The sequence below is a fragment of the Micromonospora sp. MP36 genome (genome assembly GCF_008119785.1).
GTDB lineage: Bacteria > Actinomycetota > Actinomycetes > Mycobacteriales > Micromonosporaceae > Micromonospora.
The window spans coordinates 1-21256 of record NZ_VSFA01000097.1 but is presented as its reverse complement, the minus strand read 5'-3'; the positions used below and the strand labels follow the sequence as shown (position 1 = coordinate 21256).

The window sequence follows — 21256 nt, the reverse complement described above, 5'->3', positions numbered from 1 at the left end:
CTGCCCTGGGGTCCCACCGGACAGACCTGCCGAAGCAAGGAGTTGATGGGCATGTCACTGATCCGCGGCAATATGGCCTTTCGTCGTTACTGGTCCGCACGGCTGGTCTCGTACGCCGGAGACCAGCTGGCGCGTACCGCCCTGCTGATCGCCACGTTCGACGCGCACGGCGGGACAGCCGTCGCCCTGCTGCTGTTGGCCACCACCGCGCCGAGGCTGCTCGGCCCCCTGCTGGGCGCGCTCGCCGACCGCTTCGACCAGCGCCGGCTGATCGTCTGCTGCGACGTCGCCCAGGCGCTGCTCTACCTGGCGGTGGCGCTGCTCATGCCGCCGCTGCCGGTGCTGCTCGCGGCGGTCACCGCGGCGACGGTGGCGGCCACCGCCTTCACCCCGGCCGGTCGCAGCCTGCTGCCCCGCCTCGTCGACCCCGACCGGCTGCCGGCGGCGAACGCGCAACTCGCGGTCGGCATGAACATCGGCTTCGCGGCCGGTCCCGCCATCGGCGGCGTGCTCCTGGCCACCACCGGGCTGTCCACGACGCTGCTGCTCGACGCGGCCACCTTCGTCCTGTCCGCGCTGCTGATCGGCGGGGTACGGCCGCTGTCCGCACCGGCGACGCCCCGGACCGAACCGCTCCGCCAGGTGCTCGGCGCCGGGCTGCGCGTCGTGCGCGGCAACGGGGTGGTGCGTGCGGTGTCGGTCGGGTTCCTGGTGCTGGTGACGTTCGCGGCCCTGGACAACCTCGCGGTGGTGCCCCTGGGCCGGACCGAACTCGCCGCCAACGAGGTCATGATCGGCCTGCTCGGCACCGCCTACGGCGTCGGCATGGTGCTGGGGCCGGCGCTGCTGACCCGGACCGGCCGACGGACCAGGATGGATCTGGTGCTCTACGCGGCGCTGCTCGCCCTCGGTGTGGGGACGCTGGCCACCGGCGTGGGCCCGGTGATCGGGGTCGTCCTGCTCGGGCAGGCGCTGGCCGGGGCGGGAGCCGGCTGGCACCATGTGGCCGCGGACACGCTCATCCAGCAGAACGTGCCGACCGAACGGTTGGGTGTGGTCTTCGGGACCGTCTACATGTTCCCGTACGCGGCCGAGGTGCTGGCCTACCTCGCCGGGGCCTCGTTGCTCGGCGCGCTCGGCCCGCGCTGGCTGCTGGTCGTCTCCGCGGTCGGCATCCTGGGCACGCTGGCGGTGGTCGTACCCCTGCTCTCCCGGGCTCTCGGCCTCCGCGCGCGGCGCCGGGCCGACGTCGCGGCGGTCGGCTGAGACGGACTCCGGACGGTCGGTGGGGCCGGCGGGACAACCGCCGGCCCCACCGGACGGTCACTTCTCGGTGTCGTCGGCCGGGGGCGCCGTCGGGCCCGGGCCGATCTTCTGCGGGGGCGCCGTCGGGCCGGGGCCGATCTGCGGCTCGGTCGTGGTGGTCGTGGTCGAGCCGCTGTTCTTTCCCCCGGACTTCTCTGCCATGCCCCTGTCCCTCCATTTGGCAGGCGAGGGCGACGAGGCCGGCCCCGGCCCGGACCGCCCCTGATGGATCGGCCCGGCAGGTCCGGCGGCCGCACGTCGCGACCCTCTCCCGGTCAGTGAATGTGTCTGGTACGGAAGACTAGACCCGGCCGGTCGGCGGTAAGGGCCGCCCGCCCGTCGGGTACCCGACTGTCCGGCCGGGCGGGACACTGGGGACACCTCATGCGTACGGAGCTGGACATCGACCTCACCTGTGGACACTGCTCCCGGGCAGCCGGGCCGGACGACCGCTTCTGCGGCGGATGCGGGCGTCCCCTGGCGGCGATCTGCCCGGGCTGCGGCCACGCCAACAGCGCCGAGCAGAACTTCTGCACCAAGTGCGGGCAGCCGCTGCGCGACCACGGCGTCGCGGTGCAGGAGGACCGCCGCCAGGTCAGCGTGCTCTTCATTGACATGGTGGACTTCACCGCCTACGCCGAGCGCGCCGACCCGGAGCAGGCCCGCAACCTCCAGCAGGCGTACTTCGCCACGGTCCGCCGGCTGGTGCACCAGTACGGCGGGGTGGTCGAGAAGTACATCGGCGACGCGGTGATGGCGCTGTTCGGGGCGCCGGTGGCCACCGACAACGACGCGCTGCGCTGCGTGCGGGCGGGGCTCGAACTCCAGCGCAGCCTGGCCCGGCAGCCGAGCGGTCCGCACCCGCCGCTGGGCTTCCGGGTGGGCATCGCCACCGGCGAAGCCCTGGTCGACCTCTCCGCCGCCCGCGACGGCGGGCAGGCGTTCGTCACCGGCGACGTGGTCAACACCGCCGCCCGGTTGCAGGCGCTGGCCCCGTCCGGCGGCGTGGTGGTGGACGAGAGCACCTGGGCCGCCACCCGGCACGAGCTGGAGTACGCCGACCAGCCACCGGTGACCCTGCGCGGACGCTCAGCGGTCAGCCGGATCTGGCTCGCGCTGCGTGCCCGGCCCGCCCGGGACGCGCACGCGGCCGAGCTGACCCCGATGATCAATCGCGACCACGAGCGCGGCCTGCTGGTCAGCGCGCTGCACCGCACCGTCACCGAGCGCACCTCGCAACTGGTGACCGTGTTCGGGCCAGCCGGGGTGGGCAAGAGCCGGCTGCTGCGCGAGCTGGCCCGGCACGCGGCGAACCTGCCGGGCGCCCGGGTCACCTGGCTGACCGGCCACTGCCCACCGTTCGGCGAGAACGTCACCTACGCGGCGCTGGCCGACATCGTGAAGGCGTGGACGGGCCTGCCGGACTCCGGCGACCCGGCCGCGATGCGCGAGCACCTGCGGGACCGGCTGGGCCGGCTCGCCGACCCGCACGCCGTGCGGCTGGCCGAGGCGCTCGGCCCGCTGGTCGGCGTGCCCGGCGAGCGGCTCACCTCGGCCGAGACCGAGGCGGCGTGGCGGCGTTTTCTGATCGCCCTGGCCGCCACCGGCCCGACGGTCCTGGTCTTCGAGGACATGCACTGGGCCGACGCCGCCATGCTCTCCTTCGTCGAGCAGCTCGGGGCCGCCGCCCGGGGCGTGCCGCTGCTGGTCCTCGCGGCCGCCCGCCCTGAGCTGCGCGAGCGGCACCCGGCCTGGACCGGCACGATCAGCGGCGCCATGTCGATCTCGGTGCCGCCGATGCACGACACCGACATCGACGCCCTCTACTCGCTGCTGCTCGGGCAGGCCACCCTGCCCGCGGCGGCCCGGGAGCCGCTGATCGAGTTCGCCGACGGCAACCCGCTCTACGCCCAGGAGTACGCCCGGATGCTGCTCGACGGCGGGCTCGCCGACGCGGCGGCCAGCGCACTGCGGTTCGACGCGGCCACCGGGCCGGGGATGCCCCGCACCGTGCAGGCGGTGATCGCCAATCGGCTCGACCTGCTCGACCCGGCCGACCGTGCGGTCCTGCAGGCCGCCTCGGTGGTGGGGGTGCAGTTCTGGCCGGCGCCGGTGGCTCTGGCGCTGGGCCGGCCGACGGAGTGGGTCGAGCGTGCGCTGAACCGGCTCCAGCGCCGGGACCTGGTCTACGAGCTGGCCACCTCGACCATGCCGGGCCAGCCCGAGTACCGGTTCCGGCACGTGCTGGTCCGCGACGTGTGCTACCGGCGGCTGCCCCGGGCGGAGCGGGTGGCGCGGCACCAGCGCGCCGCGGACTGGCTGGAGCAGGTCGCCGGCGGCCGGCAGCACGACCTGGCCGAGGTGCTGGCCAACCACCGGTGGACGGCGTACGAACTCGCCCGCGGCGTGGGCCTGGACCCGGCCCCGTACGCCTCGGCCACCCGCGCCGCGCTGCACCGCGCCGCGCGCCGGGCGTACGAGCTGCACGCCCTGGCGACCGCCGCCACGCTGGTCGAGCGGGCGCTCGCCGTGGACTGCGGGCCGGACCCGACGCTGGAGCTGTTCGAGGCGGAGCTGGCGTTCTACCGGGACAGCGACGGATTCCTGGTGGGCGGCGGTACGGAGACGCTCACCGGGCTGGCGGAGCGGCTGACCGAGGCGGGCGACCAGGCGGGCGCGGCCAAGGCGTGGACCCTGCTGTCCACCGCTGCCTGGAGCCGTGCCGACCGGGCGGAGACGCTGCGTTGCCTGGACCAGGCGATCCGGCTGCACGCCGAGCTGCCGGACAGCCAGGACAAGGCGGGCGCGCTGCTCGAACTGGGCCGGGTGCACATGCTCAACGCGGAGACCGAGCCGGCCTGCACGGCAGCCCAGGCGGCGGCCGAACTCGCCGAGCGGCTGGAGCTGCGCGAGGTGCGAGCGAACGCCCGGATCACCCTGGCGGTGGCCCGTTACATGGCCGGTGTCGAGGCGGCGTACGCGGAGCTGGCCGAGGTCACCGAGGACTGCCGGGTGGAGCGGCTGAGCTGCCGCCGTCGCGCCGTCGGCAACCTGGCCTGGGTGCTCCAGGAGGAGGGCGACCTGACCGGCTCGGCCCGCCTGGTCGACGAGCAGCACTCTCTGGACCTGGCCGGCGAGCACGGGCTGACGATCAGCTTCGCCGACCAGTGGAGCCGCTCGTACTACGCCGGCGACTGGCCGGCGGCGCTGGCCATGGCCGAGGGCTCGACCCGACAGCCGACCGCCGAGTGGGACCTGCACATCGTGGCGGTGTCCGGCTGGATCCGCGTGCTGGGCGAGCCGGCGACGCCGGGCGACGGGCGCGGCGGGGCGGACGGCGGTGGGCCGGACCTGGTGGACCAGGCGCTGGCCGCGGCCCGGCGCAGCGGGTTCCACCGGGTGCTGCGCTCGACGGTGGCGCACGCCGCGCTGTGCCGGGCGGTGGAGGGCCGCCGGGACGAGGCGCTGGCCCTCCTGGCCGAGCTGGACGAGGACTGGCGGCAGACCCGGATGATCCCGTTCGCCGAGTGGGTGCCGGCGGTCGGGCACGTCGCCGGGATCCTCGGCGAGGAGGGGGCCCGGCTGGTCCGGGACCTGCTCGCGTACTCCCCCAGGACGACCCGGTGGGCGGAGGCGGCCGGGTGCTCCGCGGATGCGGCGCTGGCCTGGCGGGACGGCGACGCCCGGCGCGCTGCCGACCTGTTCGCCGCGGCGGCCCGCAGCTACGCCGGGATGGCCGACGTCACCGATCAGATGATCGCGTCGGCCCTGCTGGTCGGACCGCTGGCCGAGGTGGATCCGCCCGCCGCGGCCGAGGCCCTGGACCGGGTCCGCACGTTCGCCGCCCGGAGCGGGGCGCCGGGCCTGCTCCGCCTGGCCGCCCCGCGCTGACGGCACTCGTGCCGCCGGCTCGCTCCGCCGGTCGACGGCGCGAGGCGCCGGGGCGGCTGCGCCGGATGATTCGCACGCTCAGGCTGGGACCGGCTCGGGGGACTGGTTCTTGGCCTTCTGCGCGTACATGTCGACGTACTCGCGGCCGGAGAGTTCCATCACCTCGTACATGATCTCGTCGGTGATCGCCCGCTCGACGAACCGGTCGCCGGCCATCCCGGCGTAGCGGGAGAAGTCCAGCGGCGTGCCGAAGCGGATCCGGACCCGCTTGATCGTGGGGATGAGCTGGCCGGGCGGCTGGATCTCGTCGGCGTTGAGCATCGCCATCGGGACCACCGGGGCGCCGCTCTCCAGGGCGAGCCGGGCCACCCCGGTCTTGCCCCGGTAGAGCCGCCCGTCGGGCGAGCGGGTCCCCTCGGGATAGATGCCGGCGATCCCGCCCGCCCGCAGCACCTTGAGCTGAGTGTCCAGCGCGGCCCGGGCCGCCTGGCCGCCGGACCGGTCGACCGGGATGGTGCCGGAGCCGACGAAGAACATCTTCGTCAGCCAGCCCTTGATCCCCTTACCGGTGAAGTACTCCGCTTTGGCGATGAATGTGACTTTTCGCTTGACGATGAGCGGCGTGAAGATCGAGTCCGAGAAGGAGAGGTGGTTGCTCGCCAGGATGACCGGCCCGGTCTCCGGGACGTGCTCGAGCCCTTCCACCTGCGGGCGGAAGATCAGCCTCAGCAGCGGGCCGAGGACGATGTACTTCAACAGCCAGTACAGCACCGGGGTCCTTCCAGGCGGGGGTGGCGGCACCCTACGACGGCTCCAGCTCGGCTGGCGGCCACAGTTCGACCCCCACGCCGCCAGGCGGCGCTCCGGACCGAAGGAGGGCCGGTCCGACGCCACGCAGCGACCTGGAACCGTCGTCGCCGGGGAACCCGGAACGGGCCGCCGGGACGCCGCCCGGGACCGCGCCCGGGGCGCCGTCGGCGAGCGGGACTGTCCGGGAAGAGCCTACGAACCGGGAGCGGCACGCCACAACGCACTCCCGGAACCGGGTCCCGACGTGTCACGATTCAGGGCACGGCGTACGGGGCGCCGGGTCGGGACGCACCGAGGTGCGGCGAGGAGGGGTGTCCGGTGTCAGCGGGTGGGCCCCGCCGGGGACGGCGGGACAACGGGCTCGACGCGGCCGAGTACGCGGTCGCGGGCGACGTCGATCCGCGGATCGGGGAACATCTGCTCGACGTGCTCGCCGCCGGCGGGATCGCCGCCTACCTCCAGCCCTCCGCCGACCTCAACCCGATCACCCGCACCACCACGGTCCCGTCCCGCCCGGTCGACCGGCTCTACGTCGACCGCTCGCACCTGACCACCGCCCGGGACTACCTCACCCAGCTCACCGACGAGGGCGGCCGTGAGCCGGCCCGGGGCGACGAGCCGGACATCGAGGCGGAGTGGGCGAAGATCGTCGCCGGGTTCGACGCCCCGACCGCGGGCAGCCACCCGTGGCCCGCCGCGGAGGACGTGGACGACGACTCCGTCGACCCGTCCGGGCCGGCCGGGGGTGCTGGAGGGCGGGCCGAGGAGACCGGCGGCCCGACCGCCACCGACGTCCGGCGCCTGCCGTACGCGGCGGACGTCTCCGGCATCTCGGTGAGCCGGGACCGGCCCGACGAGCCGTCGCTGCTGGACGGCCTGGACACCTTCGGCGCCGACCTGCCCGACGACGCGGACGAGCACTACACCCCGCCCCCGCCGCCCCCGCTGCCGCGCTTCTCCAAGTACGCGGTGATCGGCGTGCTCTGCATCGTGGCCGGGTTCGTGCTCTTCCTGTCCCCCACCGTGCTCCCGGTCACCGACCCGTCGGTGGTGACGCTGCTCGGCTTCACCGGGATCCTGGCCGGTTTCGTGATGCTGATCTGGCGGCTGCGCCCCGGCGACTCCGACGAGCAGGACCCGGACGACGGCGCGGTGGTCTGACCGCTCCGCCCCGGCCGCCACCCGGATACCGGGACGCCGGTCGCCCCGGCCGCACTCGCGTAACAAGGGTGTAACTTACGGTCAGTAGGAATACCGTACGTCACGTCCCGCACCGGCTGTCCGGTTTGTTCCTCGCTCCGGTCGCCGGCCCTCTGCTGAGCGGATTGCCCGAGATGCGACCGAGTCCCCTCGTGGTGGTGGCCAACCGCCTTCCCGTCGACGACAGCGTGGCGCCGGACGGCGCCTGCGAGTGGCGCCGCAGCCCCGGCGGCCTGGTGAGCGCCCTGCACCCCCTGCTCCGGCACACCCCGGCCACCTGGGTCGGCTGGGCCGGCGGCACCGGCCCGGCGCCGCACCTGCCCGAGGTGGACGGCGTCCGGATGCACACCGTCCCGCTGACCGCCGACGACCTGCGCGACCACTACGAGGGCTTCGCCAACGCGACCCTCTGGCCGCTCTACCACGACGCCGTCGAGCAGCCCGAGTACCACCGCCGCTGGTGGGAGGCGTACCAGCGGGTCAACCAGCGGTTCGCCGACGCCGCCGCCGAGGTGGCGGAGCCGGGCGGGCTGGTCTGGGTGCAGGACTACCACCTCCAGCTCGTCCCGGGGTTGCTCCGGCGGCTCCGCCCCGACCTGCGGATCGGCTTCTTCCTGCACGTCCCGTTCCCGCCGCCGGAGCTGTTCATGCAGCTCCCCCGCCGGGCCGAACTGCTGCGCGGCATGCTCGGCGCCGATTTGATCGGCTTCCAGCGGGCGCACGCCGCGCACAACTTCGCCCAACTGGTGGCCAGGGTGCTCGACCTGCCCGCCACCGACCGGCGGGTCGAGGTCGGCGACCGGACGGTCCGGGTCGGCGCCTTCCCCGTCTCCATCGACACCGCCGAGATGGCCGCGCTCGCCGCCCGGCCCGAGGTCGCCGACCGGGCCCACCGGCTGCGCAAGGACCTCGGCGACCCGGAGCAGGTCATCCTCAGCGTGGACCGGATGGACTACACCAAGGGCATCGAGCAGCGGCTCAAGGCGTACCGCGAGCTGCTGGCCAGCGGGGACGTCAAGGTCCGGGACACGGTGCTGATCCAGGTCGCGGTGCCCAGCCGGGAACGCGTCGCCCAGTACCAGATCCTCCGCGACCGGGTGGAGCACCAGGTCGGCCGGATCAACGGCGAGTTCGGCCGGGTCGGCGAGCCGGCGATCCACTACCTGAGCCAGCCCTTCGACCGCACCGAACTGGTCGCCCTCTACCGGATCGCCGACGTGATGGCGGTGACCCCGCTGCGCGACGGGATGAACCTGGTCGCCAAGGAGTACGTGGCCGCCCGGGTGGACGGCACCGGCGCGCTGCTGCTCAGCGAGTTCGCCGGCGCCGCCGAGGAGCTGACCCAGGCGTACCTGGTCAACCCGCACGACCTGGACGGGCTCAAACAGGCGCTGCGCAGCGCGCTGCGGGCCGGACCCGAGGACGTCTCGGCCCGGATGCGCGCGATGCGGGCGCACCTGCGCCGCAACGACATCCACGCCTGGGCCCGGTCGTACCTGAGCGCCCTGGACGAGAGCGGCTCGCTGCTGCGCCGACTCGCCACGACCGACTGACCGGTGCCGGTGTCACCCGCGAGCGGGCGCCGGGTCCTTCTCCAGCCAATCGAGGATCGCGTCGAGCGGCTCCCGCCAGCGGGCGTCGAGCATCAGGTCGTGGCCCATACCCGGGAAGAGCAGCGGGGCCGAGGCATACCGGCGCGCGGCCCGGGCCAGCGCGGCCGACGGCACCACCCGGTCGTCCGGACTGCCCAGCACCAGCACCGGCGGGCGGCCCACCGCCGGCTCCGGCTGCCGGCCGGTGAGCAGCTGCCACTGCGCCCGCCGGCCGGCCCGGCCGAGCCGCGCGACGTGCCGGCGAGCCTCGCCGTCCGGCAGCTCCCGGCTGAACAGCTGCCGGCGGTTGAGTCGCAGGCGGCCACCGAAGACCGCCGGCAGGGTGCCCACCGGGTTGCGCCGCAACGCCGTGCCGAACGTCCCCCAGCCGCCGAACACCGGCGCCACCAGCACCGCCGCCCGGGCCGGGTAGCGGGCCAGCGCGTGCGCCACCACCCGGGCGCCGGCGCCGTGCCCCACCAGCACCGCCTGCCGCGGCAGGCCCGCCGCCGCCTGGACCACGTCATGGGTGTACGACCGCAGCGTCGCCGCCGGCGCCGGCTCGCTGCCCCCGTGCCCGCGCAGGCTCAGCGCGTACGCGGGGAAGCCGCGGGACGCGGCGTGCGACAGCCAGTGCTCGGCGAACGCCCACGCCCCGTGCCCGAACCCGGGTACGAACAGCAGCGGCGGCTTCCCCTCCTCCAACTCCGGCACCACGGACAGCACCTCCCGGCGGGCCGGGCGCTCCGGGCGGGCCCACTCCCAGGCCCGGACGATCCGCACCCGCTCGCTCACGCCGCCGCCTCGCTTCGCTCCCCGGCGGCGCGAGGCGCCACGCTGCTGAACCGAATGGTTCGCTCGCTCCGCTCGCTCACTTGCCCTCCAGCTCGTCCAGGGCGCGCTGGAGCGCCCGCAGGTAGTCGGCGTGCCCGACCTCGAACCAGTGCCGGCTGCTGTCCTTGACCTTCGGCGAGTACCGCTCGCCGAGGCCGGCGGCGACCCTACGGCCGAACGCGGCGGCCCGGTCCGGCCGGGCGGTACGCAGGGCGAGCAGCCGGGCGAACAGCACGCTCTGCCAGTGCGCGATGGTGAACACGCCGGAGTCCGGCTGCACCAGGCCGACCACGGCCAGCGTGGGGTGCCCGGCGGCGAAGGCGTTCAGCCACAGGCGCGGCCGGCCCGACCCGTCGGCGTCGCCGAGCACCGCGCCGTCGAGGAACTCGAAGCGCGGCAGGTAGCCGGTGGCGAAGATGACCAGTTCCGGGTCGATCTCCCGCTCGTCGCTGAGCGCCACCGTGCGGTCGTGGAACCGGGTCAGGTCCGGCACCGGGGTGATCTCCCCGTGGCCCACGTAGTAGATCAGCTGGCTGTTGGCGATCGGGTGGGTCTCGTAGACCCGGTGGTCCGGTCTGGGCAGGCCGAACCGGGTCAGGTCGCCGACGGTCAGCCGCAGCGTCCGGTGGTAGAGCCACTGGCGTACCCGCAGCGGCACCCGCAGCGCGAGCAGGGTGTCGTTGACCTGGTCGGCGGGCCGGCCGAAGACGTACTTGGGGGCGTACCAGTAGCCGCGGCGGGTGGAGTGCCAGCAGTGGGAGGCCTGCTGGGCCGCCTCGACCGCGATGTCGCAACCGGTGTTGCCGCCGCCCACCACCAGCACCCGCTTGCCGCGCAGCTGCGCCGGGTCCTTGTAGGACGAGGCGTGCATGACCTCGCCCCGGAACTGCTCCAGGCCCTCGTAGCGGGGCAGCTTCGGCGACCAGTTGTGCCCGTTGGCGAGCACCACGGCGGCGTACCGGGAGGTGCGCTCCGGGCCGTAGCCGCCGGTGCTGCGGGTGGTGACGTCCCACCGGTCTCCCTCGACCGGCTCCACCCGGACCACCTCGGTGCCGAACCAGATGTGCTGGCGCAGGTCGAAGTGGTCGGCGTACCGCTCGAAATAGGACAGCAGCTGGGCGTGGTGCGGGTAGTCCGGCCAGTCGTCCGGCATCGGGAAGTCGGGGAACTGGGTGAACGGCCGGGACGAGATGAGGTGGGTGCTGGCGTACACCGGGCTGCGGTCGTGCCGCCAGTTCCACGCCCCGCCGATGCCGGTCTCCCGCTCGTAGCAGTCGACGCCGAAGCCGTGCTCGCGGAGGTTCTTCACGGCGGTGAGGCCGCTGGCCCCGGCGCCGATGACGCAGACGGTGTCGCCGCGGTCGGAGACCGGGCGGCCGTCCCGGGTCAGGGCGACCGTCGGGTCCGGATCGGGGCGGCCGAGGTCGGTGGAGGAGGGCACCGGAAATCTCCTTTGTGCGGCACGAGTGCCGGGTCGGTGCGAAATCCTGCCGACAATGCCCGCGGTTGTCCAGCCCGCCCGATGTTCCCGGCGGGCCGCCGGCTCAGCCGTCGGCGGGCAGCAGCAGATCGACCAGCAGGGGGAAGTGGTCGCTGGCCCGGCGGGTGCGCGGGGTGTCCACCACGTCGTAGTCCACCACGGTGATCCGCGGGTCGACGAAGAGCGCGTCGATCCGCCGGTGCGGGTGGGCGCAGGAGAACGTGTGCCGGTCCGCCCGGTCGGCGGCCACCGCGGCGTCGGTCAGGCCCGCCGCCACCGTCCGCCACGCCGGCCCGTCCGGCTCCTCGTTGAGGTCGACGCCGGCCACCACCGGCAGCGTCGCGGCGGCCAGCTCCCGCTTGAACGCGGCCGCCTGCGCCGGCCGCTCCGCCGGGTCGGTGGCGAGGTGGGAGCCGGCCAGCAGGAAGCGGCTCCCGCCCACCAGGCACTCGGCGTACGCGGCGCCGCGCAGGTGCCGCCCGGGGGTCAGCGGATAGCGCTGGCAGCGGGTGGCCAGCACCCGCACCCGCAGGCTGGTCAGCAGCAGGTTGCCCAGCGCCGGCAGGCCGCCGGCCGCCACGACCAGGCCGAACGAGTCGGCCAGCGAGGCGCACTTCTGCCGCCACCGGAACCGGCGCGGCCCCTCCTGGACGATCACCACGTCCGGCGCGGCCGCCCGGACCACCTCGGCCAGCGCGGCGGTGTCGTCCCGCTGGCTGTGCACGTTGTACGACACCACCCGCAGCGGCACGCCCGGGCCGGGCACCTCAGATCCGCCGAGCCAGGTCGGCGGCGCCGATGACGCCGGCGGTGTTGCCCAGCTCGGCCGGGCGGATCTCGGCCACCGGCAGCCGGCTGCGCTGGGCGAGGGCCTGGCTGTACGACCGGCGGGTCGGGCCCATCAGCAGGTCACCGGCCTCCACCACGCCGCCCCCGACGACCAGCACCTGTGGGTCGAGGATCTGCGCCATGTCGGCGAGGCTGGTGCCTAGCCAGCGGCCGACCTGGGCGAACGCCTCGGCGGAGACCGGGTCGCCGCCCTGCGCCGCGGCGGTCACCATCGGCCCGGTGATCGCGTCGGCCTCGCCACCGGCCAGCTCCAGCAGGGCGGCGGCCCGGTGCGGTTCCTGGCGGGCGGCGGCGCGGGCGAAGCGGACCAGGGCGCTGCCGCTGGCGTACTGCTCGATGCAGCCCAGCCGGCCGCAGCCGCACTGGTGACCGTCCGGCACGGTGAGCATGTGCCCCAGCTCGGCCGCGATGCCGTTGGCGCCGCGGAGCAGCTCGCCACCGAGCACGATGCCGCCGCCGACGCCGGTGCCGATGGTGAACATGACCATCGAGTCGTCGGCTGCCCGGGCCGCGCCGTAGCGGAACTCCGCCCAGGCGGCCACGTTCCCGTCGTTCTCCACGATCACCGGCACCCCGATGGCGTTGCTGACGTACTCGCGCAGCGGCTCGTCCCGCCAGGCCAGGTTGGGGGCGAAGAGCACGGTGGAGCGGGAGGCGTCGATCCAGCCGGCCGCGCCGATGCCGACCGCCTCGACCGGGTAGCCGGTGGCCAGCTCGGTGACCACCTCGATGATGGTGTCCCGGGTCTTGGCCACGTCCTCGGCGGGGGTGTCCCGTCGGGCCTGCACGAGAACCTCGCCGGTGTCGTCCACGACACCGCCGGCCACCTTGGTGCCACCGACGTCGACTCCGATGGTCAGCGTCACCGCCGCCACTCCCCTCTGCTGTGCTCCCTGACCTCGTCCGGCGGGGCCGGGTGAGGTCGGGATGTCCGGTGGTCAGGCCCCGTCGCCTGGTGCCTCCTCGGCCACCTCGCCGGACGCCCGGGCGACGGGCACCACGGGACGGCCGACCGGCGGCCGGTGGGACACCGGCACGTCCGGCCCGGCGGCATCGGCGGGCGGCACGGCGGCACCCGGGTCGGCCACGCCCTCCCCCCGGGTCGCGGCGGACCAGACGTCCTGCTCGGGTGCCGGCTGAGAATCATGCCCGGTGCGGGTGGCCGCGCGCCAGACGTGATCTCCGGCCGGGCTCCCGGCGGCCGGCTCGTCGGCCCCGGCGGGGCCGGCCGGCTCGGCCGGGGCGAACGCGCGCAGCAGGCTGGCCACGCCGGCGGCCAGGTCGCCGGCGCCGGTGGCGAGCCGCTCGGCGAATTCCGGACTCGGGTCCCGCAGCGCGGCGATACCCCGACAGATCGGGCAGACACTGCATTCCGGCGAGCCGGTGGCGAAACCGGCGCCACCCGCCGAGGCGGTCCGGTCGCCGGAGCCGGCGCCGTCCGAGGTGTGACCGAGGACACCCGACAGGATCCCGCCGAGCGGGCCCCACTGGCCGCCCCCGGGCGTGGCCGCGGCCAGCCGGGCGGCGGCCAGGAACATGGCGACGAGGCGTTCCGCCTCCTCCCGGGCCGAACCCGGATCAGTGGTGGCCATGGGTCGGCTCCTCTACCGTGACGACCGGACGCCGGTCGGGTCAGTGGGCCGCACCGAGTGCTTCTACCCGGCGCTTGAGTTGCTTCAACGCCGCATCCATGATCATTTTCTCGGCCTTGCGGCGAAACATGCCGAGCATGGCCACGGAGAGCTCCACCTCGAGCGTGTAGGTCACCGTGGTGGTCCCGTCCGGGTTACCGGTCACGTCGTACGACCCCCGCTGGGCCTTCTGCATCTTCGAGGGCGCCACCAGATGCCACTCGATCCGGGAGACGTCCTCGGCGTACTCGTAGGCCAGTACGTACTCGTCGGCCATCACGCCGGCGTCGATGGTGAACCGGACCTGGCTGGCGTAACCGTCCTCGTACTCCTCGATCACCTCCGCCCGCCGTACCGCCTCGGCCCATTCGGGGTAGCGGGGGAAGTCGCAGATGACCGCCGCCACCCGGTCCGGTGACGCGCCGACGAGGATCGACTGGGTGGAGGAGTCCGCCATGGGGGGAGGCTACCCGGCGGCGGGTCCGGGCGCGCCGCTCCACCCCGGCGCGTGGCACGGTGGGCCCGAACCGGTGTATCCGGCCCGCCCAGCGGGCAACCTCCCCACCTCACCATCACGAACGGGCGGGTAGGTTTCGACAGAGCCGACCCGGCCGGTCGGCCGGTGTGAGCACGAGGGAGTGCCTGTGCGCGAGTTCTCCGTACCGCCGATCGTCACCGTCGGCGACGCGGCCAACCTGACCGACCCGGTCTGGGACAACGCCGAGGTCGCCCCCGACGCGGTGCAGTTCGTCCGGCGTGCCGGCACCGACGGCCGTTGGACGGACGTGACCTGCCGGCAGTTCCGCGACGAGGTCGTGGCGGTGGCCCGGGGCCTGGTCGCCGTCGGCATCTCCCCCGGCGACCGGGTCGCGCTGATGAGCCGCACCCGCTACGAGTGGACCCTGCTCGACTACGCCATCTGGACCGTCGGCGCGGTCACCGTGCCGATCTACGAGACGTCCAGCGCCGAGCAGGCCGCCTGGATCCTCGCCGACTCCGGCGCGGTCGCCGCCCTGGTGGAGACCGCCGCGCACGCCGACCTGGTCGCCGGGGTCGGCGACCGGCTGCCCGAGCTGCGCCAGGTCTGGCAGATCGAGAGCGGCGCGGTGGACGAGCTGGTCACCGCCGGCGGGTCCGTCGACCCGGCCGACGTCGAGGTACGCCGCTCGACCGTCAAGGCCGACGACATCGCCACCATCATCTACACCAGCGGCACCACCGGCCGCCCCAAGGGCTGCGTGCTGACCCACCGCAACATGTACGCCGACATCGCCAACGCTGTGCCGGTGCTGCCGAACCTGTTCCGGCAGAGCGCCTCCACCCTGCTCTTCCTGCCGCTCGCGCACGCCTTCGCCCGGCTCATCCAGATCGGCGTGGTGCACGCCCGGGCCACCATGGCCCACACCGCGGACACCAAGAACCTGGTCGCCGAGCTCCAGGAGTTCAAGCCGACCTTCGTGCTCTCTGTGCCCCGGGTGTTCGAGAAGGTGTACAACGGCGCCCGGCAGAAGGCCGAGGCCGAGGGCAAGGGGAAGATCTTCGACCGGGCCGAGAAGGTGGCCATCGCGTACAGCGAGGCGCTGGAGAACCCGGACGGCCCGGGCCTGGGGCTGCGCGCCCAGCACGCGCTCTTCGAGAAGCTGGTCTACCGCAAGCTGCGGGCGGCGCTGGGCGGCCGGTGCCGGGACGCGATCTCCGGCGGCGCCCCGCTCGGCGCCCGGCTCGGGCACTTCTTCCGCGGCGTCGGGGTGAACATCGCCGAGGGCTACGGCCTCACGGAGACCGCCCCCGCCGCCGCCGCGAACCTGCCCAGCGCCACCAGGATCGGCACCGTGGGCCGTCCGCTGCCCGGCGTGACCATCCGGATCGAGGACGACGGCGAGATCCTGATCTCCGGCGAGCTGATCTTCCGGGGCTACTGGCACAACGAGGCGGCCACCGCCGAGGCGCTCAGCACCGACGGCTGGTTCCGCACCGGCGACCTGGGCCAGCTCGACGAGGACGGCTACCTGAGCATCACCGGCCGCAAGAAGGAGATCATCGTGACCGCCGGCGGCAAGAACGTGGCCCCGGCGGTGCTGGAGGACCAGGTGCGGGCCCACCCGCTGATCAGCCAGTGCGTGGTGGTCGGCGACCGGCAGCCGTTCATCGGGGCGCTGGTCACCATCGACGAGGAGGCGCTGCCGAGGTGGCTGGCCGCCCACGGCCGGCCGGAGACGACCAGCGTCGCCGACCTGCGCGACGACGCGGCGCTGCGGGCCGAGGTCCAGGGCGCGATCGACGAGGCCAACCGGTCGGTCTCCAAGCCCGAGGCGATCAAGGTGTTCCGGATCCTGCCGCACGACTTCACCGAGGACACCGGTGAGCTGACCCCCTCGCTCAAGGTGAAGCGGCAGGTCGTGCACAAGACGTACGCGGCGGAGATCGCGGATATCTACCGACGCTGACTACGATCCGTCACGTGCCCGCCTCGACACCCAGCCAGCCACCGACGCAGCCCCTCGCCGCGCTCGCGCGGGCGGTTCTGCTCGCCCTGGTCGCCGTCCTGACCCTGTTCGCCACCCGGGACGTCACCCAGCTCTGGTGGATCGCCCTGCTGGGCCTCGCCGGGCTGCCCGCCGTGCTGGCCCCGCAGCACCCGCTGCTCGGGCCGCTCAGCCGGTTCGCCGAGGTGGTCGTCCTCGGCCTGGCCGCCAGCAAGATCGCCGCCGACACTCACCTGACCGGGGTGACCGGCGGGCTGGGCGCCTCGGCGGTGCTGCCGTACCTCGCCGTGCCGGTCACCGTGACGGCGCTGCGCCGCCGGTTCCGCGAGGGCGCGGCGCTGCTCGCCGTGGCGGCCGCCACCCTGCTGGTCAGCGCGGCCTTCACCGCGGTCGGCGGCGGGCGGCAGCTCGGCCAGGTCGGCTACCTCGCGGTCTGCGCGCAGTGGCTGATCCTGGCCGCGCTCGGCCTCTACACGGCCGGCACGCTCCAGCGGGTGATGCGGGTGCGCGGCGAGGGCAAGCCCCAGCCGTACGCGGAGGCCACCCGGCTGCTGACCCAGCTGCGCACCGTCGCCCGCCAGCTGCCCGGCGCCACGCTCGACCCGGGCGGCATCTCCGAGCACCTGCTGGAGGAGCTGCGGGTGGTGGCGAAGACCGACCGGGGCGCGGTGCTGTCCGCCAGCGGCGGCGGCCGGCTGGTGGTGCTCGCGCAGATCGGCGCGGACCGGGTGGACTGGGAGACCACGCTCGACGCGGACTCGGCGATCGCCGACGCCTGGGCCAGCCAGCAGCCGCAGACCGCGGCCCGTTCACAGGCCCGCTCCCAGCAGTCCGGCGAGGTGTCGGCGCTGATCGTGCCGCTGGTGGCCGGGGTGCGCACGGTCGGCCTGGTGGTCATCGAGGCGGACACCGCACACGCGTACCCGCCGCCGGTGGTGTCCCGGGTGACCGCGCTGACCGGCCCGGCGGCGCTGCGGCTGGAGGCCGCGCTGCTCTTCGACGAGGTGCGGTCGCTGGCCACCAACGAGGAGCGGCAGCGGCTGGCCCGGGAGATCCACGACGGGGTCGCCCAGGAGTTGGTGATGGTCGGGTACGGCATCGACAACGCCCTGGCCACCGTGCACGAGGACGCCGAGGAGACCGCCGACTCGCTGCGTACCCTGCGGCAGGAGGTCACCCGGGTGATCACCGAGCTGCGGCTGAGCCTGTTCGAGCTGCGCAGCGAGGTGGACCGGCACGGCGGCCTGGCCGCCGCGATCGCCGAGTACGCCCGCACCGTCGGCGCGTCCGGGGGGCTGCGGGTGCACCTGTCGCTGGACGAGTCGACCGCCCGGCTGCCCGCGGCGACCGAGGCGGAGTTGCTGCGCATCGCGCAGGAGGCGGTCACCAACGCGCGCAAGCACGCCGGGGCGTCGAACCTGTGGGTCACGTGCGCGGTGGACCCCCCGTACGCCCAGATTGAAGTGTCGGATGACGGTCACGGCATCGATGACCAGCGCCCTGACGGGCACTACGGGCTTGCGATCATGGCCGAGAGGGCGGAACGTATCCGGGGCCGGCTGGAGATCAGACCGCGGCAGCCCAGCGGCACGACCGTGGCGGTGGTAATCGGCTCCTCGCCCCGGCGCGATAAGGTGCGCGGCAGCGCAGCAGCAGAAGGGGAGTAACCCGAGGATGACCACTAGCCCGACACCGGCCACCCGTACCAAGGTTCTCCTTGTCGACGATCACGACCTGATCCGCAAGGGACTGCGGCACGCCTTCGAGCGGGACCGGCAGTTCGAGGTCGTGGGCGAGGCCGCCACCGCCGCTGAGGGCGTGCGGCAGGCCGGCGCGCTCCAGCCCGACGTGGTAATCATGGACCTACGGCTGCCCGACGGCAGCGGTTTGGAGGCCACCCGAGCCCTCCGCAAGTCCAGCGCGTCGATGGGCATCGTCGTGCTGACCATGTACGCCGGTGACGACCAGCTGTTCGGAGCCCTGGAGGCGGGGGCCAGCGCCTTCGTGCCGAAGACCGCCCCGGCCGACGAGGTGGTGGCGGCCGCCCGGCACGCCGCCTCGTCGCCCAGCGCGTTCACCGCCGCCGACCTGGCCGAGGCGATGAAGCGCCGGCTGGCCCCCTCCGGCCCGCAGCTCTCCCCGCGGGAAGGTCAGGTGCTGCGGCTGCTGGCCGACGGCATGAGCGTGGCCGGCATCGCCAAGCAGCTGTTCGTCAGCGAGTCGACCGCCAAGACGCACATCTCGAAGCTCTACGAGAAGCTGGGCGCCGCCAACCGGGCCCAGGCGCTGATGACCGCGCTGCGGCTCGGCCTGCTGGAGGCCCCGGACGCGCCCAAGTTCTGAGGCGTCCCGTCCATCGGCCGAAAGGCCCGCGTCCGCGCTGCGGATGCGGGCCTTTCGGGCATTCCGGGCGCCTGGTGAACGCGTACGGTGAGGGGCCGACCGCGCAGCGACGGCGGTCTTTGCACCGCGACAGCGGGCGGGCAGAATACCCGGGTGGTCCGTGCGGGTGACGACCCGCGCGTTGTTGACACAAAAGGGGCAGGGGCATGCAGCGGCCGGACTGGGCACCTGACACGATCGACATCGAGCGCCCCAGCGTGGCCCGCATGTACGACTACTACCTCGGTGGCTCGCACAACTTCGCGGCCGACCGGGCGGCCGCCCGGGCGATGGTGGAGGCCGTGCCCGAGGCCCCGCTGATGGCCCAGGCCAACCGGGCCTTCCTCCGCCGGGCGGTGCAGTTCCTGGCCGATTCCGGGATACGCCAGTTCCTCGATCTCGGCTCCGGCATCCCGACGGTGGGCAACGTGCACGAGATCGCCCAGCGGGCCGACCCGGCTAGCCGGGTGGTCTACGTCGACGTCGACCCGGTCGCGGTCGCGCACAGCACGGAGATCCTGGCCGGCAACGACCGGGCCACGGTGATCCAGGAGGACCTGCGCCGGCCGGCCGCGATCCTCGGCCACCCCGAGGTCACCCGGCTGCTGGACTTCTCCCAGCCGGTCGCCGTGCTGGTCGTGGCGGTGCTGCACTTCATCCCGCCCGCCGACCGGCCCGAGGAGATCCTGCGGACGCTGCGGTCCGCGCTGGTGCCCGGCAGCCATCTGGTGCTGTCGCAGGCCAGCGACGACGGCCGCCGCGAAACCGGCGAGCGGGCCGAGGCCGAGCGGGTCTACCGCCGCACCGACAACCAGCTCTGGATCCGCAGCCGAGCCGAACTGGTCACGCTCTTCGACGGGTTCGAGCTGGTCGACCCGGGCGTGATCTGGGTGCCGCAGTGGCGTCCGGAGTCGCCGGAGCAGGCGGAGGACGCGGAGCGGTCGGTCTTCCTCGGCGGCGTCGGGCGGCTCGGTGGGTGACGGAGCCGCCGCCACGATCCGCTCCCGCCCCGGCACCTTCGCCCGGGCGTGGGCCAAGGCGGTCTCCGGCACCAGCTACCTGCCGATGACCCAGGCGCAGCTGGAGGCGCTGCTGCAACGGCTCGCCGAGCGGCTGGCCGTGGCGATCCGATCCGAGCCGTTCGACCTGCGCATCGGCCAGCAGGTCGGGGCGGAGCTGGTGCAGGCGCACATCGCCTCCGCCGAAGGGCTGGGCCGCACCATCGAGGTGATCCAGCTCCGCCTGGTACGCGACCTCGGGCTGGTCGTCGACGACGTCGAGGACCGGATGGCGCGGCTGCTGGCCACGGTCGCCACCGGGTACGCCCGCGCCCTGCGCGACCGCACCCTGGACGAGCAGGAGTCGATCCGGCGGGCCGCGATGATGGCCCGGGCGCAGGCCGAACGGGCGCTACGGGAGAGCGAGGCGCGCTTCCGCTACCAGGCCACCCACGACCCGCTGACCGACCTGCCCAACCGGATCCTGTTCACCGAGCGGCTCACCGCCGCGATCGACGATCCGGGCCGGGGTGCCGCCCGGATCGGGCTCTGCTTCCTCGACCTGGACCGCTTCAAGGTGGTCAACGACTCGCTCGGCCACCAGGTCGGCGACGCGCTGCTGGTGGCGGTGGCGCGACGGCTGCGCCGGGCCCTCGGCGAGCACCTGGTGGCCCGCCTCGGCGGCGACGAGTTCGTCATCCTGATCGAACGCACCGCCTGCATCGAGGACGTGGTCAAGGTCGCCGAGGCGGCCCTCGCGGCGGTGAGCGAGCCGGCTCTCGTGGAGGGGCACGAGCTGACCGTGTCGGCCAGCATCGGGATCGTGGAGCGGCAGGTGGCCGGCACCACGCCGATGGAGTTGATGCGGGCCGCGGACAGCACCCTGCACTGGGCCAAGGCGGCCGGCGGGGCCCGCTGGTCGGTCTTCGACGCCGACCGCAACCGCCAGGAGCTGGCCCGGTACGCCCTCTCCGCGGCCATCCCCACTGCCCTGGACCGGGGCGAGTTCTACCTCGACTACCAGCCGCTGACCTCGCTGTGCGACGGCCGGGTGCTCGGCATGGAGGCGCTGGTCCGCTGGCGCCACCCGGAGCTGGGGGTGCTCCGGCCGGACAGCTTCATCGGGCTGGCCGAGGAGACCGGGCTGATCGTCCGGCTCGGCAGCTGGGTGCTCGCCGAGGCCTGCCGGGAGGCGCAGAGCTGGTCGGCGGGGCATCCCGACGCCCCGTTCGTCAGCGTCAACCTGGCCGTCCGTCAGCTGCACCGGCCCGGCCTGGTGCAGGAGGTGGAGGCCGTGCTGAGGCAGACCGGGCTGCCCCCGGACCGACTCCAGCTGGAGGTCACCGAGAGCACCATGATGAGCACCGTCGCCGAGCCGGTCCGCGCCCTGCGGGTGCTCAAGGAGCTCGGGGTCCGGATCGCCATCGATGACTTCGGCACCGGCTACTGCAACCTGGCGTACCTGCGGGACCTGCCGGTCACCGAGCTGAAGGTGGCCGGCGAGTTCGTGGCCGGGCTGCGCGCCCCGGCCGACGACCCGGGCAGCCGGACCGACGAGCGGATCCTCGCCTCGCTGGTGTCCCTCGCGCACGCCCTCGGCCTGACCGTCACCGCCGAGGGCGTGGAGACCGCCGAGCAGGCGGACCGGCTGCGGGCGATCAGCTGCGACGCCGGCCAGGGCTGGCACTTCGGCCGCCCCGCCCCCGCCGGCCAGTTCCTCGCCCACCCGGCCTGAGCCCCGCGCCCCGCGCCCCGCGCCCCGCGCCCCGCGCCCCGCGCCCCGCGCCCCGCGCCCCGC

Annotated in this window: 17 protein-coding genes; 9 read left to right on the top strand and 8 right to left on the bottom strand. The window is 74.3% G+C overall.

Translation table 11 applies throughout. The features are described from left to right. The first annotated feature begins 51 nt into the window (after positions 1-51). Complete coding sequence (locus tag FXF52_RS33715; protein WP_187413878.1) at positions 52-1266, top strand: MFS transporter; 1215 nt, start codon at positions 52-54, stop codon at positions 1264-1266. 57 nt (positions 1267-1323) lie between these two features. On the opposite strand, the gene FXF52_RS42050 is transcribed toward FXF52_RS33715, so the two are convergent. Then, positions 1324-1467: a hypothetical protein gene (locus FXF52_RS42050; protein WP_187413877.1), complete on the bottom strand. Its 144-nt coding sequence runs from the start codon at positions 1465-1467 to the stop codon at positions 1324-1326. A gap of 222 nt (positions 1468-1689) precedes the next feature. On the opposite strand from FXF52_RS42050, the gene FXF52_RS33710 reads away from it, so the two are divergent. Then, positions 1690-5196 carry an adenylate/guanylate cyclase domain-containing protein gene (locus FXF52_RS33710; protein WP_148803272.1) on the top strand — a complete coding sequence of 1169 codons (3507 nt, stop codon included), beginning with the start codon at positions 1690-1692 and terminating at the stop codon, positions 5194-5196. 78 nt (positions 5197-5274) lie between these two features. Here the strand turns inward: FXF52_RS33710 and FXF52_RS33705 are convergent, their stop codons facing one another. Beyond that, the gene (locus FXF52_RS33705; protein ID WP_148803270.1) at positions 5275-5967 is read right to left on the bottom strand and encodes a 1-acyl-sn-glycerol-3-phosphate acyltransferase; all 693 of its coding nucleotides are present in this window, start codon (positions 5965-5967) and stop codon (positions 5275-5277) included. 357 nt (positions 5968-6324) lie between these two features. On the opposite strand from FXF52_RS33705, the gene FXF52_RS33700 reads away from it, so the two are divergent. Together FXF52_RS33700 and FXF52_RS33695 are read left to right on the top strand one after the other, a co-directional pair. Further along, positions 6325-7167, top strand: coding sequence for a DUF308 domain-containing protein (locus tag FXF52_RS33700; protein ID WP_148803268.1), 843 nt, complete (start codon positions 6325-6327; stop codon positions 7165-7167). Between the two features lie 173 nt (positions 7168-7340). Continuing rightward, positions 7341-8759: a trehalose-6-phosphate synthase gene (locus FXF52_RS33695; RefSeq protein ID WP_148803266.1), complete on the top strand. Its 1419-nt coding sequence runs from the start codon at positions 7341-7343 to the stop codon at positions 8757-8759. A gap of 12 nt (positions 8760-8771) precedes the next feature. Here the strand turns inward: FXF52_RS33695 and FXF52_RS33690 are convergent, their stop codons facing one another. The 6 genes from FXF52_RS33690 to FXF52_RS33665 form a co-directional block, all read right to left on the bottom strand. Continuing rightward, entirely contained in the window at positions 8772-9593 is an 822-nt protein-coding gene (locus tag FXF52_RS33690) for an alpha/beta hydrolase (RefSeq protein WP_148803264.1), read from the bottom strand. Positions 9594-9669: 76 nt separating this feature from the next. Next, positions 9670-11073 carry an NAD(P)/FAD-dependent oxidoreductase gene (locus tag FXF52_RS33685; RefSeq protein ID WP_148803262.1) on the bottom strand — a complete coding sequence of 468 codons (1404 nt, stop codon included), beginning with the start codon at positions 11071-11073 and terminating at the stop codon, positions 9670-9672. A gap of 103 nt (positions 11074-11176) precedes the next feature. After that, the gene (locus tag FXF52_RS33680) at positions 11177-11878 is read right to left on the bottom strand and encodes an endonuclease/exonuclease/phosphatase family protein (RefSeq protein WP_148803260.1); all 702 of its coding nucleotides are present in this window, start codon (positions 11876-11878) and stop codon (positions 11177-11179) included. Between the two features lies 1 nt (position 11879). Next, positions 11880-12836 carry an ROK family glucokinase gene (locus FXF52_RS33675; RefSeq protein ID WP_187413876.1) on the bottom strand — a complete coding sequence of 319 codons (957 nt, stop codon included), beginning with the start codon at positions 12834-12836 and terminating at the stop codon, positions 11880-11882. Between the two features lie 63 nt (positions 12837-12899). Then, the gene (locus tag FXF52_RS33670) at positions 12900-13553 is read right to left on the bottom strand and encodes a hypothetical protein (protein WP_148803256.1); all 654 of its coding nucleotides are present in this window, start codon (positions 13551-13553) and stop codon (positions 12900-12902) included. A 40-nt stretch (positions 13554-13593) separates the two neighbouring features. Next, positions 13594-14049 carry an SRPBCC family protein gene (locus FXF52_RS33665; protein ID WP_148803254.1) on the bottom strand — a complete coding sequence of 152 codons (456 nt, stop codon included), beginning with the start codon at positions 14047-14049 and terminating at the stop codon, positions 13594-13596. 187 nt (positions 14050-14236) lie between these two features. Between FXF52_RS33665 and FXF52_RS33660 the strand changes: the two genes are divergently transcribed. The 5 genes from FXF52_RS33660 to FXF52_RS33640 all read left to right on the top strand — a co-directional run bounded on the left by FXF52_RS33660 (position 14237) and on the right by FXF52_RS33640 (position 21193). Continuing rightward, positions 14237-16039 carry a long-chain fatty acid--CoA ligase gene (locus FXF52_RS33660; RefSeq protein ID WP_148803252.1) on the top strand — a complete coding sequence of 601 codons (1803 nt, stop codon included), beginning with the start codon at positions 14237-14239 and terminating at the stop codon, positions 16037-16039. 14 nt (positions 16040-16053) lie between these two features. After that, positions 16054-17745 carry a GAF domain-containing sensor histidine kinase gene (locus tag FXF52_RS33655; RefSeq protein WP_148803250.1) on the top strand — a complete coding sequence of 564 codons (1692 nt, stop codon included), beginning with the start codon at positions 16054-16056 and terminating at the stop codon, positions 17743-17745. Between the two features lie 7 nt (positions 17746-17752). Then, positions 17753-18421 carry a response regulator transcription factor gene (locus tag FXF52_RS33650; RefSeq protein ID WP_007072219.1) on the top strand — a complete coding sequence of 223 codons (669 nt, stop codon included), beginning with the start codon at positions 17753-17755 and terminating at the stop codon, positions 18419-18421. 206 nt (positions 18422-18627) lie between these two features. Next, entirely contained in the window at positions 18628-19440 is an 813-nt protein-coding gene (locus tag FXF52_RS33645) for an SAM-dependent methyltransferase (protein ID WP_148803248.1), read from the top strand. An 85-nt stretch (positions 19441-19525) separates the two neighbouring features. Next, the gene (locus FXF52_RS33640) at positions 19526-21193 is read left to right on the top strand and encodes a bifunctional diguanylate cyclase/phosphodiesterase (protein ID WP_148803284.1); all 1668 of its coding nucleotides are present in this window, start codon (positions 19526-19528) and stop codon (positions 21191-21193) included. Positions 21194-21256 lie beyond the last annotated feature (63 nt).